The sequence below is a fragment of the Leptolyngbya sp. NK1-12 genome, from assembly GCF_032598965.1.
GTDB lineage: Bacteria > Cyanobacteriota > Cyanobacteriia > Elainellales > Elainellaceae > Elainella.
On the sequence record NZ_CP053586.1, the window covers coordinates 3,602,316 to 3,620,380 of the forward strand.

12 protein-coding genes are annotated in these 18,065 nt (G+C 49.1%); 7 read left to right on the top strand and 5 right to left on the bottom strand.

Features of this window, described 5'->3' with window-relative positions; genetic code table 11:
- Window positions 1-342: a hypothetical protein gene (locus HJG54_RS15165; RefSeq protein WP_316429663.1), complete on the bottom strand. Its 342-nt coding sequence runs from the start codon at window positions 340-342 to the stop codon at window positions 1-3.
- Window positions 343-1,544: 1,202 nt separating this feature from the next.
- On the opposite strand from HJG54_RS15165, the gene HJG54_RS15170 reads away from it, so the two are divergent.
- Together HJG54_RS15170 and HJG54_RS35485 are read left to right on the top strand one after the other, a co-directional pair.
- On the top strand, window positions 1,545-3,254 hold the full coding sequence (locus HJG54_RS15170) for a response regulator (RefSeq protein WP_316429664.1): 1,710 nt from the start codon (window positions 1,545-1,547) through the stop codon (window positions 3,252-3,254).
- Window positions 3,238-3,531 carry a response regulator gene (locus HJG54_RS35485; protein ID WP_420717394.1) on the top strand — a complete coding sequence of 98 codons (294 nt, stop codon included), beginning with the start codon at window positions 3,238-3,240 and terminating at the stop codon, window positions 3,529-3,531. Before HJG54_RS15170 ends, HJG54_RS35485 begins: the two co-directional genes overlap by 17 nt.
- 13 nt (window positions 3,532-3,544) lie before the next feature.
- Here the strand turns inward: HJG54_RS35485 and hetR are convergent, their stop codons facing one another.
- Window positions 3,545-4,612 carry a heterocyst differentiation master regulator HetR gene (gene hetR, locus HJG54_RS15175; RefSeq protein WP_316429665.1) on the bottom strand — a complete coding sequence of 356 codons (1,068 nt, stop codon included), beginning with the start codon at window positions 4,610-4,612 and terminating at the stop codon, window positions 3,545-3,547.
- Window positions 4,613-5,354: 742 nt separating this feature from the next.
- On the opposite strand from hetR, the gene HJG54_RS15180 reads away from it, so the two are divergent.
- The 5 genes from HJG54_RS15180 (at window position 5,355) to HJG54_RS15200 (ending at window position 14,516) form a co-directional block, all read left to right on the top strand.
- On the top strand, window positions 5,355-6,863 hold the full coding sequence (locus HJG54_RS15180) for an ATP-binding protein (protein WP_316429667.1): 1,509 nt from the start codon (window positions 5,355-5,357) through the stop codon (window positions 6,861-6,863).
- A 40-nt stretch (window positions 6,864-6,903) separates the two neighbouring features.
- Window positions 6,904-7,284, top strand: a complete 381-nt coding sequence (locus HJG54_RS15185; protein ID WP_316429669.1) for a response regulator — start codon at window positions 6,904-6,906, stop codon at window positions 7,282-7,284.
- 395 nt (window positions 7,285-7,679) lie between these two features.
- Window positions 7,680-8,759 carry a putative bifunctional diguanylate cyclase/phosphodiesterase gene (locus HJG54_RS15190; protein ID WP_316429670.1) on the top strand — a complete coding sequence of 360 codons (1,080 nt, stop codon included), beginning with the start codon at window positions 7,680-7,682 and terminating at the stop codon, window positions 8,757-8,759.
- A 424-nt stretch (window positions 8,760-9,183) separates the two neighbouring features.
- Window positions 9,184-13,329: a GAF domain-containing protein gene (locus tag HJG54_RS15195; protein ID WP_316429671.1), complete on the top strand. Its 4,146-nt coding sequence runs from the start codon at window positions 9,184-9,186 to the stop codon at window positions 13,327-13,329.
- On the top strand, window positions 13,326-14,516 hold the full coding sequence (locus HJG54_RS15200; protein WP_316429672.1) for a hybrid sensor histidine kinase/response regulator: 1,191 nt from the start codon (window positions 13,326-13,328) through the stop codon (window positions 14,514-14,516). The genes HJG54_RS15195 and HJG54_RS15200 overlap by 4 nt, the downstream gene beginning before the upstream one ends.
- Before the next feature lie 19 nt (window positions 14,517-14,535).
- Here the strand turns inward: HJG54_RS15200 and HJG54_RS15205 are convergent, their stop codons facing one another.
- From HJG54_RS15205 to HJG54_RS15215, 3 genes are read right to left on the bottom strand one after another with little or no spacing between them, the layout of a single operon-like run.
- A complete protein-coding gene (locus HJG54_RS15205) occupies window positions 14,536-15,744 on the bottom strand; it encodes an NAD(P)/FAD-dependent oxidoreductase (protein WP_316429673.1) in 1,209 nt (402 codons plus the stop codon).
- A gap of 45 nt (window positions 15,745-15,789) precedes the next feature.
- Window positions 15,790-17,298 carry a glutamine synthetase family protein gene (locus tag HJG54_RS15210; protein ID WP_316429674.1) on the bottom strand — a complete coding sequence of 503 codons (1,509 nt, stop codon included), beginning with the start codon at window positions 17,296-17,298 and terminating at the stop codon, window positions 15,790-15,792.
- A 41-nt stretch (window positions 17,299-17,339) separates the two neighbouring features.
- Window positions 17,340-18,065 (bottom strand): substrate-binding periplasmic protein, encoded by a 726-nt coding sequence (locus HJG54_RS15215; RefSeq protein ID WP_316429675.1) that lies wholly within the window; start codon window positions 18,063-18,065, stop codon window positions 17,340-17,342.

Consider the following 18,065-nt stretch of genomic DNA (forward strand, 5'->3'; position numbering starts at 1 on the left):
TCAGGCAGAGAGCACTGCCTCTAACGGCACCAGCCCAGGGGAGGCAGGCTCAAACGCCCCCACCTCCAAACCAGAATTAGACCAACTTGGCAAAGCTGCCGGACAAACCACCCGCAAATTGACCCAAATTGTGTAGGAATCTGAAGTTGCTGTCACAATGGATTCCTTGCCGGCCTGAGCCAACTTCCAAGCTAGATCAAAGGCGTGATGCCGCTGGTGATGATTAAATTTAGATACATATTCAAACAGATTACGGCGGAATCGCATTCCAGTCCGCACCTGACCTTCTCGCCAATATTTGAACTGCGAGACAAATTGCTCATTAATTAGCAGCGTTTCCATACCCCAACCCTTATGCTTAATCTAGATTGTGATCACTCTGGTGCTCTTTAACACTGTCTGAGGTTGTAGATACGGAAAGAAAAGTTGGATCTTGAAGTAGCGCTTATAACTTATTTGAAATAAGCTCTCAAATAAGTGTATTCAAGACTACAAATCTAGATTTCAGATCATTGAGCAACACCGAGGAAGGTCAAATCCATATCACAGAGGGAACACACCTAATGCATTACGGTTAATTACGATATTAAGCAATCCACCGAACCCACTTCCTCGCACCTAATCCTGTACCTTATCCTGCACCTAACCTGTCAACCTGCTACACCTATAACTCACGGTCATATGAACCTTAAAAGCACATCATCAAAGGCACATCGTAAGAATTTTTCTCTCAGCTGAACAGTGTAAGGGGAGAAAGTGAAAAACCAGTGGAAGAAAAGATTTAGACAAGCGGCAGAGACTGAATCCTGACATCCTCTTGCTGATTTGGCCTTTTGATTTGACCTTTTGATTTGACCTTTTGATTTGGCCTACAGTATTCCGCATTCCGCGGCCCACTCCTTCCATCTACAGCCCATCTATAAGCCTCACCTCAGCCACAAAACTCAACATTCCGGAAAACTACAGAGGTTTTTCAGCATCACTTGCTGCTGGTCAGTAATTTCTGACTCCAAGTGTCGCCCCTTCTATCGTATAGTTTCTAGAATCGCGTAGTGTTTGTCCTGGATTTGGCTAGTGAAAATTTTGGCGAACGGCAGATGGGTACCATCCCAGACCGACGAGCAAACGGAGTCAAGGCTAGAGGAAAGATCTTTGAGTCCAATAGCTCTAGTTTGACGAGTTTGAGTTCAACCAAGAATTTGACAAATTTGATCAAACAACAGGGCTGCGATAAAACCTCCGCTTTGACAAACTTCTGTGGGGAGCATTTCGTTGTTTTGTATTCTTTATTTGAGTACCGTCATCTCTACTGTAACTAAGCTGTTCAATAAATTATGCGATACCCTCCCTATACCATTGCCGTATCACGCATCGGTCAGCGCTCAATTCTCAATTAGTCGCAAATTCAGTTACCGCAAATTCAGTTACCGCAAATTCAGTTATAGAGCTGGTGATCAAACTAGTCAAAGACTGGTCAAGAACTGGTCAAGAATTGGCCAACACGTTAGCGATTGCAACCTTTTTTAGCTCAATATCCGCCCAATATGAGAATTCTATTAGTCGAAGACGATGAAAGCATTGTGGAGCTGGTAACTGCCATCTTGAATGAGCAGAAGTATGTCGTCGATGTAGCGACAGATGGTGAAGCTGGATGGGAACTGATTGAGGCGTTTCCCTACGATCTAGTGCTTTTGGATATTGGTCTACCTAAACTGGATGGAATTGCCTTATGCCGCCGTTTACGCAGCCAAAAAAAGCAAGTTCTGGTAATGCTGCTGACGGCCCAAGATACTACAACCGACAAACTGCTAGGGCTAGATGCCGGTGCTGACGATTATGTTGTTAAGCCCTTTGATGTGAGAGAATTGGCAGCTCGGATTCGGGCACTGTTACGGCGAGGCAGCACCAGCACAACGCCAGTGTTAACTTGCGGCAATCTCCACTTAGACCCCAGCGCTTGTGAGGTGACATACAACGGCCAGTTACTTCGCTTCAGCCGCAAAGAGTATTTGCTGCTGGAGTTATTCTTGCGACATCAACATCGGGTGTTTAGCCGCAGTGCCATTGTCGATCAAATCTGGTCCTTCAGCGAAGATCCGCCTAACGAAGATACAGTAAAATCTCACATCAAAAGCATTCGCCGCAAACTGGATGCCGTTGGTGCAGGTGATCTGATTGAAACTCTCTATGGCCAAGGCTATCGGATCAATCCAGCCTATCTCGCTGATTTTTCTGACCATAAGTCTGACCATAAGGCAGTCGCACAAGCTAGCGAGCAAGCGGTACAGGAATCTACACCACGGCCGCAGCAAGCTCTGAACCATTCAGTTACAGCGATTTGGCAACGCACAAAGGGCGTGAACCTTGAGCGGGTGCAACGGCTCGACCAAGCCGTTCAAATGCTGAGATTGGGCAGCTTGTCCCCAGATTTGCAGCAGCAGGCCATTCAAAACGCCCATAAATTAGCTGGCTCTTTGGGAACGTTTGGGTTTGAGGAAGGCTCTCAATTGGCACAGCAGCTAGAAAATTTACTGGAAGCCGGTATACCCCAGTGGTTGCCCACTGCCCAAAAGCGAGCCGTTACCCGAGTTGAACCTTTGGTTCTAGCCCTGAAACAGCTTCTAGAAGCCGAGGTTATATCCCCTGAATCAGCCGTGGCTGAGCCGGTAACTCCAGTTGTTGCGGCTAGTCAAATTCAACCCTTGCTCCTGATCTGGGAACGCGACCAAGATCTGATCGAAGCGATCACAGCCCAAGCTCCTACGTATCAGTTGCGTACTACCGTTGCCACCACGCTAGCAATGGCACAGCACCAATGCCAGCAAGAGCGTCCGGCCGTTGCGCTGATTGATTTCTCCCTGCTGCGAACTGCTACTCCAGACCAGTCGAGGCAAGGTTTATTGGCAGAGCTACAGAAGCCACCTGCGGTTCCCATCGTTTTGCTGTCTACAGAAGATAGCTCAAAGGCCCGCGTTGAAGCTGTCCATGTTGGCGGACAGCTATTTCTCAAGAAACCCATTCAGCCGGCGACAATTCTGCAGGCCATTGGTGATCTTGTATCCACTCCTCCGGTGCAACGACCTAAGGTTCTGCTGGTGGACGACGATCCGCTCGTAGCGCAAATCTTGTCAAGCTGTTTGGAGCCGCAGGGTATTCAACTGATGAGCCTACAAGACCCCACTCAGTTTTGGGAAACACTGAAGCAGGTCCACCCCGATCTGCTGATTTTGGACGTGAATATGCCAACTATATAATGGTTTAGAACTTTGCCAAACCGTTCGCTGCGATGGAGAGTGGCATTGGTTGCCGATCATCTTCCTCACGGCCCGAACCGATCGGCAGACCCGGAGGCAGGTGTTTTCGGTTGGTGCTGATGATTTGATCTTGAAGCCTATTGAACCAATTGAGCTACCCAACCGTATCCTAAATCGTCTGCAGCGTGTTCAACCTGGCCATAGTCAAACTTACAGCCCAAGTCATAGTCAAAGTAGCTCAGACGCCACAACCTCTTCTGCTTCGTATCAGGCATAGTTGTGAGTATTGCCTAGTTTGGCTTTGTGCCAACCACAGATTGCACTACCATAGGAACCCCACCTGCCTGATGATGTCGATCAGCCCAAGTCTTAATCAACTCATCTAGCTCCTGGAGAGCTTGGTCAATTCGCTCAGTTGGAATATTTAATTCTTCTAAAATCCGAACTGCATTCGGTTTGCGTTCAGCCCAATCTCTCATCAAGCTGAAGTAACGGGCCGTATTTTCCACAACGGTGTAGGCTCGCTCTTTTTCATCAACCGGCGAATAGGAGGTGCGGATTAATGCGTAAAATGGCACTCCCCAGGGAGAGTCAATCCGGGTAACGGTTCCAGCATGAATCAAGCGGCGCTTGATGTGGTCAGCCATAGCTTCACTCAGAGGCACTTGATGGTCAGACGGCAAATCCTCCTGAGAGCGGCTGTGCAGTAGCTCTAGTAAATCCATAAACTGGATGCCGTTGATCAATTGGGCCGGCGGCAAATTGTCCGGCAGTTTTTCCTCAATCAAGCGCTTTTCGGACAAGGTTAAACTGTTGCCGGAAATACGAGACTGACCCGACTGCCAAGGATGCAGTTCCAGCCACAGATAAGGAAACTGAATCAGGTAGCGTGGCTCGTGTGACCCCAACATCTTCAACAGCTTGCCTTCGCTGAGGGCACGCTCCACCTCTTCCACAATCACCTTCACCCGCTTCGGTTCGATGTGATGCAGTTGGCCGGTCAAGCGCAGATTCTGCCCTTCTTCAATGTAGGTGGTGTAGATTGCACATTTAGCAGCGGTGGCGGCGGCATCTAGGAAGGCCCCATGCCGGTGTCCGCTGGTGTGCATGGCACTGAAGGCAAGATGCAGCATGATCTGATCCAGTGCACTGGGACCAAAATGCTTGATCAGTAAGTCTTTAATCGGCAAGTCTTTAGCAGGCAAATCGTGAATCGGCGAGTCTTTGACGGGCAAATCGTGAATCGGCAACGAAGATGAATGAACATGGCTCGTTGCAGCCACCTGAGCTGATGCAGCATCGCAAGAATCAACTGCCTTTTGATTAGAGACCTGATTGGAAAATTTACGAACTGACATAATTGATGCACCAGGAATTAGGTGAAATAGGCAATGCCCCAACTCAACAGAGAAACTCAGTAAGGATAGTATCCACAGATATCCTCTCCCCAATGATAAGTTTCAAACGTGAAAAAGTCGTGCAAGCAAAAGCTTTGCCCTATCTTCTTTTTCTACTTGTCAACCGAGAAATTGTCAGTTTTTAACTAACGCATTTGTTGTGATCCAAATAACCGACGTGACTTTATGTTCTATGTAGGGATCGGAATTTCCCGACTTTTGCACCTTTACTGTTTAAACTTGAGAATTAAATTGAATCAAGTTTGTAAATTTGGGAAGCTATCGACCAAAGATGTTAGACAGGTAAATTAGATATTTGGCTTGGTTGCAAATTCAACTATATGGGCAAGCTAAGCCGATAAATAGCTTTTAAATTTGTCAGGTCACACTTAATTCTTACTAAAGCACAAGTTTAGTTTTCAGTATGGCTAATTAATTTTTTTAATACTTTTTCTCCCACCGTTCTCAAGTGTTGCTCCCTCCCGCCATTCCCTGGCAAAGGAGCCATCACTTGGGAGGTTAGAGCCGTCTAAAATACTCGATTGCAGGCGGTTACTCCAATTGCGGTTACTCCAATTAGAGATTGCTGATCACAAGAGTTAGGTTTTGCTTGGTTCTAGGTTGCCTCAGAGCTGAACTATCCGGGTTCTAGTTGACTACTCTTTGCTGACTTACCGATCTACATGTCGATACATCGATATCAATGAATACTTCCCTACGTGTCCTATTCGTTGAAGACTCTGAAGCCGATACTCAAGTCGTTCTGCAAGAACTGTGTAAGGGTGGATATGCGCCAATCTATCAACGAGTGGACAGTCCAGTAATGATGCAATTAGCGTTACAGCAAAGTCAATGGGATGTGATCATCTGCGACTACCTGCTGCCTAGCTTTAGTGCGCCTGACGCGCTGCAAATCTTAAAGACTTCAGGACTTGATCTGCCCTTTATCGTCCTCTCTGGTCTAATTGGAGAAGATGTTGCCGTTGAAATCATGCGGGCCGGCGCTAGCGATTACCTGTTTAAGGGACATCTGAAGCGACTGGTACCGGCCATTGCGCGGGAGTTGCGGGACGCAGAGATGCGACGAGCCAAACGGCAGGCCGAAGCCTCTGCCTTCCAGTTGGCAGCAATTGTGGAAGCGTCAGAAGACGCGATTATCAGTACCGATCTGCAAGGGCGAGTTCTGACCTGGAATCCGGGAGCTGAGCGGCTGTATGGTTACTCAGCAGCAGAAGTTAAGGGCAAATCTCTGCTCGATCTGATCCAGCCCGATAGCAATTTACTTTCTGCGGCGACCCAGCATTCAGGCACTAGGGCGATTGACTGCCGCCAAGTGATTCAGCAGCGCAAAACCGGAGAGCTGATTGAAGTTTTGCTGACAGTCTCTCTAATCAGAGAAGCCAACAGCAGAGTCGTTGGTTTCGCCGTGGTTGCTAGAGATAACAGTGAACGCCAACTCATTCAACGAATGAAGGACGAATTTGTTTCGATCATCAATCACGAGTTGCGGACTCCCCTCGCGTCTCTGCAAGCCTCAATCGACCTGCTGTTGACTGGGAAACTGGGCGACCTCTCGCACCAAGGAGTTCGCATGCTCAATATTGCAGCTAAAAATATTGATCGATTGGTCCAGCTAACCAGCAACATCCTAGATTTTGAAGGACTCAGCTCAGGCAAAATCACGATTTTGAAGCAGCCCTGTGACATCGGTGAGCTAGTGAATCAAACCGTCGCGACGGTACAGTCAACCGCAGGCCAGCAAGGGATTGAGCTTTTGGTAACCACCCAATCGGTATCGGTATCGCTAGATGCTGAACGCATCAGTCAGGTCTTGCATCACCTGCTAATGAACGCAATTCGGTTCTCTAACGCAGGAGGACGCGTTTGGCTAGAGGTAGAGCTACGAGACGATGGTAAAGTAGATTCGATAGCGCTATCGCACTGTAAGGCGATCAAAAAGCCCTATGTGCTTGTGAAGGTAAAAGACGAAGGACAGGGAATCCCGGCTGATAAGTTAGAAGCTATCTTTGGGCAATTTCAACAGGTAGATGCATCGGATACCCGACGTCAAGGCGGAGCGGGGTTAGGCTTGGCGATCTGTCGCAGTATTATTCAACAGCATCAAGGAACGCTCTGGGTTGAGAGTACGATAGGACAAGGCAGTATTTTTTATCTAGCATTGCCCGTGCAGCGCGTCGCTGTTCAAGCCTAGCTGGGAACACTAGAGGCAATTCATTGTTGGGAGGTGCTGAGTGACAGGTAAGCGCGTTTTAGTCATCGATGACGAAGATGATATCCGTGAGGTTGCTCAAGCCAGTTTAGAAATCATGGCCGGATTAGATGTAATCGTGGCTTGCTCCAGCCAGGAAGGCTTGAAAAAAGCTGAAGTTGAACAACCAGACGCCATTTTGCTCGATGTGATGCTGCCCGATATGGATGGACTAACCGTGTTCAAGCATCTGCAAGCAAATCCTGCAACTCGTCATATTCCAGTCATCTTACTGACCGCTAAAGTTCAAATGTCCGACCAGCGCCGATTTGCTGAATTAGGGGTGAAAGCAATGATCGCTAAACCCTTTAAACCCGCCAAATTGGCCCACCAACTTCTAGAAGTTTTAGGCTGGAATTCCTAGTGCTGACGCTTCTAGCCTTAGCCACAAATTGTTAAATCTTTAGCTATATTTTTTGGCTTTTAGCTTTACTATGCTACTTTCGCCTGTTTACCCGACTTTTTCACCATTTCAATCTATGATTACGGATGGTTGCTTGAATTCTATCTGGCTGTTTGATTTTTCCATAGCTGTTTGAACGACTGACCTATGTCAGAAAAAACAGACTGCTACCTGGACTCCCAACGGCTATTTGAACTTCATGAGGCTGAAAGCGCGCTCTCAGCAGAACAGCGCATTGATTAGGGTTAGAAAAATCGGGTAGGGCACTTACAAATAACAAGCTGCTTCACTAGAGTGGGTCACTCAGCCATCGACCCTGATTTCTCTGACTGTAGGTCAGTAGTAGTGCATTAAGCATGACGACGAACAAGCTTTATACTCATAACACACTGGGTTCCTACTATGGCGTTTCACCCACTGAAAGGACCCTCGATATCAGCCATGAGTTGCGCACCCCTCTAACGGTAATTCAGGGCGCTCTCGATCTATTGGATAGTGGCAGATTGGGCGTACTGTCGGCTAAAGGCCAGCGGATGGTCAAAATAGCGGCCAATAATGTGGATCGATTGATGCGGTTGACTACGGCCATCGAGCAGGAATCGGAAGGGCTGATTAGCCTGGTATCTGCGGAAGAGTTGGCCCGACTGCGGATGGAGCGAGATTTACAGCTTGCCCTTCCGTATCAACAACTGCGATTGCAATATCAGCCAATCGTCACCCTAGATAATGGCACAATCACAGGCTTTGAGGTGCTCTCGCGCTGGCATCACCCAACCCTAGGCACCATTTCCCCGATCCAATTTATTCCTATTGCCGAAAAAACCGGATCGATTATCGACATTGGCGCATGGGTGATCCGGGAAGCTTGCCACCAGCTTCAATCTTGGCAACAGCAATTTCCAGACCAGTTCAAACCATTAACAATCAGCGTTAATCTGTCCTGTCAACAAATCGCCTGTGCCAATCTGCCGCAGCAAATCGAGCAAATTCTGCAAGATACCGGTTTGGCTGCTCAGAGCCTAAAGTTGGAAATTACCGAAAGCTCAATCATGAGCGATACAGAAGTGATTGAACTGGTGCTAAGCCAATTAAAAGTATTGGGCGTTCAGCTTTATATCGACGACTTTGGTACGGGCTATTCGTCGCTGAGCCGATTGTTGGAATTGCCGCTCGATGTCCTGAAGATTGATCGATCATTCGTGCAGCAGCTTTCGTGCGAACGGGGCGAATCCCTGGTCAAAGCAATTACCAATTTAGCCCATAGCCTGGGCATTGACGTGATTGCCGAAGGCGTTGAAACCGAGGAACAGGCTCTGAAGCTACAGTCGCTCGGCTGCCAACGAGGCCAAGGGTACTTTTTTGCTAGACCCCTAGATGGCAGCACAGTGCCTGGTTTAATTTGCAATTTACCAGTTCAATTAAGTAGAACAACATAATTAAACATGAAACCCAAAGGAGGTGTTGTCGCCGCCCGAAGGGCGGCGACAACACTCTGATCTTGGTTTTAATTCAGTTGAATTACTTATCTTGAAACTGAGATTGATTTAAGATATTTTGGACGCCATCAAATTTGATACTATTTCAGCTATCACCTTCAGACGTTAGTAACAGGTATCGTTAGTAAGCGCTTCGTATTAGCGCTTAGCATCATCCAGATTGTGTACTTGATAGTGCAAATAGCTGTGTGAGTATTTGATAGTGTAACCACTGCCTGTATAAATCAACTGTAGCTAGAGTTAGCTAGGGGAGCGAGTTTGCCGAAAATCTCAGCTTTTAGGAACTTGCTGGCGTCTGTTATGGTGTGTATGTTCTCTACCAATAGCGTCACCGAGTCCTGCTGGAATAACGTTTGATGAACCGATGGATCAAGCTCACCATCTCAGCTCAAACCAAATCAGTTCAAAAGAGAGCATTCTAATCATTGATGATACTCCAGCCAATCTGAGACGGTTAGCAAGTTTGCTTGCAGAGGCGGGGTATCACGTGCGCTTTGCGTCCAGCTTGGATTTTGCGATCAAGGTGGCACAAACCGGTTGGCCTGATCTGATCTTGTTGTCGATTCAATTGGCGGAATTAGATAGTTACCATATCTGTCGCTGGTTGAAAGCTGACCAGCAAACCCATAACGTACCGGTAATTTTTCTGGCTCAATCTGGGACAAGCTTTGACAAGGCTAACTTGTTTGCCAGTGGTGGGGTTGACTATGTCACCTACCCGTTTACGGCCGAGGAAGTTCTGCTCAAGATCGAAACCCAGCTAGTACCTCGCAGATTACAAAACCAGATTCAGACCCGGACCATTCAATTGCAGCAAGAAATCAGGCGGCGAGAGCAAGCTGAACAAGCGCTAGAGCAGTACTTGCCAAAGCTGCTGCTATTACAACAAGTCACCGAAGCCATTCGCTCGCCTACAGTAGACCAGTTGATCTTCCAAACCATCGTAGAGCAGATTGGACGTGGCCTTCAGGTGAATTACTGTTCGATTCACATCTATGTTCCGCCGCCAATCCCAGAAATTCTGCTGATCGCCGACTATACTGAGCCGAACCAGATTACAACCGAGGCGATCGATCTGATTTTGCAGGAGCGAGAGTTTATCGCAACGGTGCTTTCCCAAGACCAAGCTGTTGTCTGCGCTGATCTAGCTAGCGATGAACGGTTCCGGACGTTCCAGCCTTCGGGCCATCTGGCCCAGATCCCGTCTCTGGTAGCGATTCGGACCTCTGCTCAAAACCAGGCTAACGGAATTTTGCTACTCCAGTGCAACCAACAGCGTGTATGGACAATCGATGAAATTCTCCTGTTAGAAACGATGGCAGCCCAGATTGGCATGGCGCTAGCCCAAGCAAAATCGGTTGAACAAGAACAGAAACAGCTAGAAGCGCTGGCCTATCAAAATTCGCTGCTGCGGCAGGAAATCCGTGAACGGCGACAGATTGAGATGATCTTGCAAGCCTCTGAGGCAGAACTGCGCAGTTTGTTTGCTGCCATGATAGACGTGATTCTAGTCCTCGATTGCCAAGGACGCTATCTAGAAATTGCGCCTACAAGCCAAGAAAACCTCTATAGACCAGCCAGCGCTTTACTGGGCAAGACGCTGCATGAAGTCTTTCCAAAGAACCAAGCGGATCGCTTCCTGAGCTATATCCGATCCAGTTTAGAAATGCAGCACGCTGTAGACTGCGAATATCGTCTGGTGATTCAGGGGCAGGAAGTTTGGTTTAATGCCAAAATTTCTCCGAGCGGGCCAGATACGGTGCTGTGGGTCGCGAGAGACATTACGGCCCGCAAACGCGCTGAGACAGAGCTACTGCACAAATCGGCTGCATTAGGCAAATTCAGCAACCATCTCAAGCAACTGCACCGTTTGAGCTTGACTGATTTTGAAACCATCGAAGCCCTCTGTGCTGACTACCTCAAAACCGGCTGTGAACTCTTGGGGTTTTGCTGGAGCGCGGTTGGGCAGAGGACGCAGAACGCTTGCAGGCTGCTCGCTGTTTATTCGACTTTGCCCACTGCTGATGGGGCCACTGCCGATGGGAAACGAATGCCGCTAACGCCAGGATTAGAATTTACGTGGCAAACCATCTACTGTGATGTCGTGTTGCAACGCCAACAAACTGTTTGCTATGAGCATGTTAGTCAAATTGAAGCAATGCGCCACCATCCCATGTATCAGACATTCAAGCTGGAGTCCTACATTGGCACTCCTATCTGGGTGGATGGAGAGATCTACGGCATCCTCAGCTTCTTCTCAACCCAGGTGCGAACTCAAGGATTTAATCAGCATGAACGAGAAATCATTGAATTGATGGCGCAGAGCATCGGCAAATTTATTAGTGGGCATCAGGTGCAAGCCAAACGGCAGCAGGCCGAGGAAGAAGTGCAGTTACTGTTTAATGTCACTCAGGCGATCACCGCCGCTCCAGACTTTAACCGCGCTTTGTATGCGGCTGTGCGGATTCTTTGTGAAGCAACCGGCTGGATCTATGGTGAGGTCTGGCTCCCCTCTGCTGATGGCCGGGTGCTGGAGCGTAGCCCAGTGTGGTACTGCAATGCCGCCGCCCATAGTCCGACCGCCGTGGCCTCAATGCAGCGCCTGCGACAGTGTTCAGAAAAAGTTACGTTTCAGCCCAATGAAGGGATTGCAGGTCGGGTCTGGAGTCAGCAGCAGCCAGAATGGACCTTCGACGAAGCACCGGAAGAGGTGATTTCTGACACTAATTCCCACTCTCAGTATCGGTTTCAACTGGTAAATCACTATGGGGTCAAGGCCCGTTTGGGTGTACCTATCACCGTCACCTATGAGCGGAGTGGATTAGCACAAACCGAGACTTCTCAAGCCAAGCATCCTGGGGTAGCCTCTTCAGTCGTCCAAGCAGCCAACGGCTCAACCGTACTGGCAGTGCTAGTATTTTTCACCACTGAAGCCCGCAAACAAGAGCAACGGCTGATTCAGTTGGTGTCGGCAGTGGCGGCGCAGTTGGGAACGGTGTTGGCTCAAAAGCAGGCTGAAGCTGAACTGAAGGCGCTGTTTACTGCAATGGATGAGGTGGTGCTGGTCAGGGATGTAACTGGACGCTGTCTGAAGGTGGCTTCTGCCAATCCTAATTTCGACTATCCTTCGGCTGATCTGCTGGGTAAGACGCTGCACGAAACCCTACCGCAACCGCTTGCCGATCAATTCTTGCAGGGCATTCGCTCTAGCTTAGCGACGGGTAAAACTGTGCGGCTGGAATACATGCTGCAACTGCCTCATCAAGTGGCAGATCGAGACGGGCAGCGAGGAGGACATCGAGACGTATGGTTAGCGGCTAGTATCTCACCGCTATCGGATGAGTCGGTCTTGATTGTGGCACGGGACATAAGTGATCGCAAACGGATTGAAGCAGCCCTGGAAAAGGCAAGGGATGCCGCAGAAGCCGCAAATCGGGCTAAAACTCAATTTCTGGCGAATATGAGCCACGAGCTACGCACCCCCCTCAACTCAATCCTCGGCTTTACTCAGCTAATTAGTCAAGACACTAGACTCAACCCAGAACAGCAGGAGTATCTCAACATCATTAATCGCAGCGGCCAGCACCTGCTGGAATTAATCAATGACGTTTTAGAAGTTGCCAGACTAGAAGCTGATCGAGGCCGCTTGCAGGCAAGTCTATTCGATCTCTACACCTTAATAGGTAACATCGAAGAAATGCTGCGGTTGACCGCGTTAGAAAAACAGCTTGAGCTAACTGTTGCAATTGCCCCTGAAGTACCCCGCCAAGTGATTGCCGATAAAAGCAAGCTGCGCCAAGTGTTACTCAATCTGCTAGATAACGCAATCAAGTTTACGCAAGCAGGCCGTGTATCCTTGCAGGTAGGTTTGGGCAACGAGCCTAGTAGCTCAACGGCATCCTCGGCGTTGCACGGGCCAAATCATGAGCCAACTTCACCTAGACAGTGGTTGCACTTCGCAGTGGCAGACACGGGGTTTGGCATTGCAGCCGAAGAGATGGACTGTTTGTTTGAAGCGTTTGTACAGACCGAAGCTGGACGACAATCGAACCAGGGAACCGGTTTGGGACTGGTGATCAGCCGTCGCTTTGTCGATTTAATGGGGGGCAAGCTTCAGGTTCAGAGTATACTTGGGGCAGGATCTGTGTTTGAATTTACGATTCCGGTGCATTTGAAAACTCAAGATTTGTCGCTGCCGACCCGATTGCGGGCAGGCGATCCGTCTATAGACGTTGAGCCAAGCGGGGTAGACTACTTATATGAAGGCTTATATGAAGGAACCAATCAATCTCTGGTCTATCAGGTGTCTGCTTCCGATCTGGAAGTGATGCCTCCAGAGTGGATTGCTAGTCTTTGTCAAGCAGCTAGCGGCTGTAGCGATCGGCAAGTCCTTCAATTGATTGAGCAAATTCCGGCAGCTCATTCTAATTTGGCTAGAGGTTTAAAAGAATTGGTTTATCACTTTCAGTTTGAAGAAATTGTTGAATTAATAAAATTTAAGCCCCAATGAGTTCAGTTCCCACAAGTCATACTGATTCCCCTGGAGTCAGAGGCACAATTCTGATTGTTGACGATACGCCTAACAATTTGCGCTTGCTTTCTTCGATGCTGACCAAACAGGGTTATGAGGTCCGCAGCGCGATCAGTGGCTCGGTTGCATTGATGGCCGTCCGCACCGTACCACTCGATTTGATTTTGTTGGATATCAACATGCCGAAAATGAACGGCTACGAGGTTTGTCAACAGCTCAAAGCCGACGAACAAACTCGCGATATTCCAGTCATTTTTTTGAGTGCGTTGGGTGAACCATTGGATAAAGTGCAAGCCTTTCAGGTCGGCGGCGTAGATTACATCACTAAACCGTTTCAGGTCGAGGAGGTGTTGGCTCGCGTCGAAAACCATTTAATGTTGCGCCGGATGCAGATTGAATTGCAGCAAGCGAAGGCCGATGCATTGAGAGCACTCGCCCAAGAGCAGGAGCTGAATCGTCTCAAGTCAGAATTTGTGGCAATGATTTCCCACGACTTTCGCACGCCTTTGACGAGCATCCAAGGCTTTGCCGAACTCTTGCACTACGGAGGGGACACTCTAACGACTGAGATGCAGGAGCGCTATTTCGACAAAATCAACGCTGCTGTTGAGCATATGCTGTATTTGCTAGATGAGGTGCTGATGATTGGCCGGATCGAGTCTGGAACTACCCAGTGCCAGCCGGTCCTGTTGGATCTAGAGAAATTCTGTCGGGAGATCTACGAGTCCTTAGAATTAAGTGCCCACCATCGGTACAAAATTCAATTTAGCTATACAGGTGATTGTAAGCAGGTGAATATCGATCAAGTATTGCTAAATCGAATTTTAACGAACCTATTGTCAAACGCGATCAAGTATTCTCCGGAGCATAGTCAAATCGACTTCAATGTTTATTGTGACACCAGAAATGCCGTATTTGAAATTAAGGATGAAGGAATTGGCATTCCTTTAGAGAACCAACAGCAGTTGTTCAAAACATTTTATCGCTGCAATAATGTTGGACAAATTAAAGGAACAGGCTTAGGATTGGCAGTTGTAAAACGCTGTGTGGATGCCCATCAAGGCCAGATTCAGCTAGAAAGCCAAGAAGGGGTGGGAACCACAGTTAGGGTACAGCTGCCCATAGAAATGAACAATGCCGTATATGAATTGCAAAACGTGACGTAATCACCTGCGATTGCGCCTGCTATCGCAATCCCTGTGCCTGAGCATAGCTAAACGGTGACTTAATCCAGTCATTTTCTTGAAAGCGGCTGTAGCGGAACAGGTTGAGCATTTCCACCTGGTCATTCACGCGTCCCAGAATCAAGCGGCTAACCAGATCGCCGATGATAGGACTGAGTTTATAGCCGTGACCGCTAAAACCAACCGCACAGTAAAGTCCGGGTGCATAGTTCAAGCGATCGATGATTGGCTGATAGTCGGGAGTGACGCCCCAAATGCCGGAATAGGTCTCCACCACGGGTACAGTAGCTAGTCCCGGACAACGGCGAATCAACTTGCGATGCAATTCTTCGCAGATGTGGGGAAAAAGCTGCCCATGAAACTCATCGGCCTTCTGAAGCGCAAACTGAGCGTGGTACTTGGGATCCGAGTTACCGATGCGGGTATAGGCTTGCTCGCCATCCGAGCGCAAGTAACAGAGATTAATTAGATCGGAAATCACCGGATGAAAGGCCGCCCGTTCCGTGGGCCGCTCTACCACCACCACATGTTCCACAATCGGCGTCACTGGAAACTCTAACCCCAGATGTTCGGCAAATTGACGTGCCCAGGGGCCAACACAATCCACTACCGTGCGGGTTTTGATTTCGCCGTTTGGCGTTACTACCGCCTCGACTCGGCCTTCTACATCCAGCTTGATTTCTAGCACCGGCGTTTGGGTCCGCACCTCAGCGCCCAGATCCATCGCACGCTTTGCCAAAGCTACTGTCGTTTTGGGCGGGCTGCCATAGCCAGAATTGGGTTCGTAGGCCACGGCTGCCACATCGCTTAAATCCAGCAACTCACCACAAACCGCCTTAACCTGCTGAGCATCGGTAAGCTGCACCTCGATGCCCATTTGCTGATGCATTTGCACCACCTGGGTCAGGGTTGCCACATCGGCTTCACCCACCAAAACAAAATAGCCACACGGATTAAAGCCAGCGTCGTAACCGCCAAACCGTTCAGCAAACTGGTGAAACAACTGTTGGGACTGCTGCGCTAGCTTAGCCAAAACCGGATGGGTATAGTGGGTCCGAATAATGCCGATTCCTTTCCCCGAAGCACCATGTGCTAGCTCTTTTTGCTCTAGCAAGATAACTTTTCCCACTCCCTTCTCTGCCAAATGTAGGGCAATCGATGCCCCAATGCACCCGCCACCCACAACGACAATATCTGCTGTTTCTGTCATTGATCAATATCACGCTACTGAACGGTATTCATATCATCTCTAATATTACGGTAGACAATCTAGATACATCTCCACATCCCAATTGCTGGTAGTTGACAAAAACTTTTCCCATTCGTCTCGTTTGTACCAGTGATAAAGCGGATACATTTCTCCCGGCATCGCTAAGCGAATTACTTCATCTTCCGCTAGTCGTTCTAGTGCTTCTCCCAGCGACATCGGTAATTTCTTCACCTGTTTACCGGCTTCCATCGCTTCATAGAGATTACGATGTTCGGGTTCACCCGGATCGAGAGTGCGTTTAATGCCGTCATCAAACGCTTTCAGCAGCGCAGCGGCCATCAGGTAGGGATTCACCATCGAGTCTACAGCCCGATATTCGAACCGTCCTGGTGCCGAAACCCGCAGACCGCAAGTGCGATTTTGGAAGCCCCAGTCGGCATACACCGGTGCCCAGAGGCCCGTATCCCAGAGGCGACGGTAGGAATTCACCGTAGAAGCGCCGATCGCCGTCAGTGCCGGCAAATGTTCAATCACGCCGCCGATGCACTGCAACCCAATTGGGCCAGGTTTGGTTTTATGCTGTTCCGGCACCGGCAGAAATGTATTTTCGCCACCTTTGTTGTAGGTAAACACTCCAGCCAAACCGGGCAATGAATCAAACCCAAAGGACTTGATCGTTTCGTCGCCACCCCGCCAAAGCGACAGATTATGGTGACAGCCCGACGCGGACACACCCATAAACGGCTTCGACATAAAGCAGGCAATCAGATTAAACTCCCGCGCCACTTGGGCACAAATTTGCCGATAGGTAGTCAGGCGATCGCAAGTGCGCAGAGCATCATCGAAGCTGAAATTCAGCTCTAGCTGACCGGGGGCATCTTCGTGATCGCCTTGAATCATGTCCAGACCCATTGCCTTCGAGTATTCGATGACCCGCAAGAAGACAGGACGTAGTTCCTCAAATTGGTCAATGTGGTAGCAGTTGGGTTTAGTGACACCTCCAGCGGGCTGACCGTCTGGGCCTTTTTTCAGCCACATCATTTCCGGTTCGCAGCCATGCCGCAGTTGCAGACCATGTTCCTGTTGAAACTGGGCGTGGATGCGTCTCAGGTTACCGCGACAGTCTGCTGTCAGGTAGGACCCCGGTTCGGTCGGCTCTTCTCGGTTGCGAAAACAGGTACAAAACACCCGCGCCACGCGCCGATCCCAAGGCAGTTGGCAGAAGGTTTCTGGATCGGGAATCGCAACTAGTTCTGACGCTTCGGGACCATAGCCAATGTAGTTGCGGTAGCGGTCAACATACAGATTCGCCATCGAACCATAGACAAGCTGAATACCCCGATCAGCAATGGTTTCCCAGTGATCTGACGGTACGCCTTTGCCGACAATCCGACCCGTAACCGAAACAAACTGATAGTAAATATATTGAATGCCTAATTCATCGATTTTTTCGCGTACCTGTTTGACCAAATCAGCCCGATGCTCTGCCGCAACATAGGCTTCCAAATCAGTCAGAGCTTGAGCTGCGTCAGCTTTCACTAGAACTTCAGTCACTGTGCTCCTCCAGTATTAATAATTTGCAATTTTGAATTTAGCTATCGCAGGGGGAATGGTTTCCAGGGAATCCAGTGGGACCAGAGTTGCAGTAACGTACCATCCGCGATCAAATCCGATAAAGTGGCGTTGAGGGCATCAACTAACTCAGGCTGACCTGGACAAACCGCAATGCCAAAGGGAACTTGGGTTGGAACGCTGAAGGCAATTTTTAAGCGGGGGTCTTCCTCAGCAGCAACCAATAGCACTAGTTCATCGTCAACTAGGGCATCAATTTCGCCGGTTCGCAGTGCCTGCAACATCTCTGGCAGCACGTTGTCGCTGCCTGGAAACGGCACAATTTGGGCATCAGCAAAACTGGCTGCCAACGCTAAGTTCGTACTGTCGGCTAGTCCCCCCACGCGCAGTCCGGCTAATTCGGCTGGTGAACTGGCGGTACTCTCGACCCTAACTAACACCGCTTCATCAAAATAGCCATAGGGACGAGTAAAATTGGCCCAGGCTTGGCGTTCTGGTGTGATCGCTTGGTTGAACCAGACGAGATCGTATTTCCCGGTTTGCAGACTGGGGTAAAACTTTGCCATTGGCAAATTATGCCAAACGGGGTTCAATCCCAACCGTTGACAAACTGCCCTTGCCACATCCGGCTCATAGCCCAGGTGCAGCCCATCAACCACATAGCTCATGGGACGGGCATCAAAATCACTGGCAACAATATTTAGGGTGCCGGGTATGACAGTTTTAAGGGGAGGAGAGAGGAGATCCAT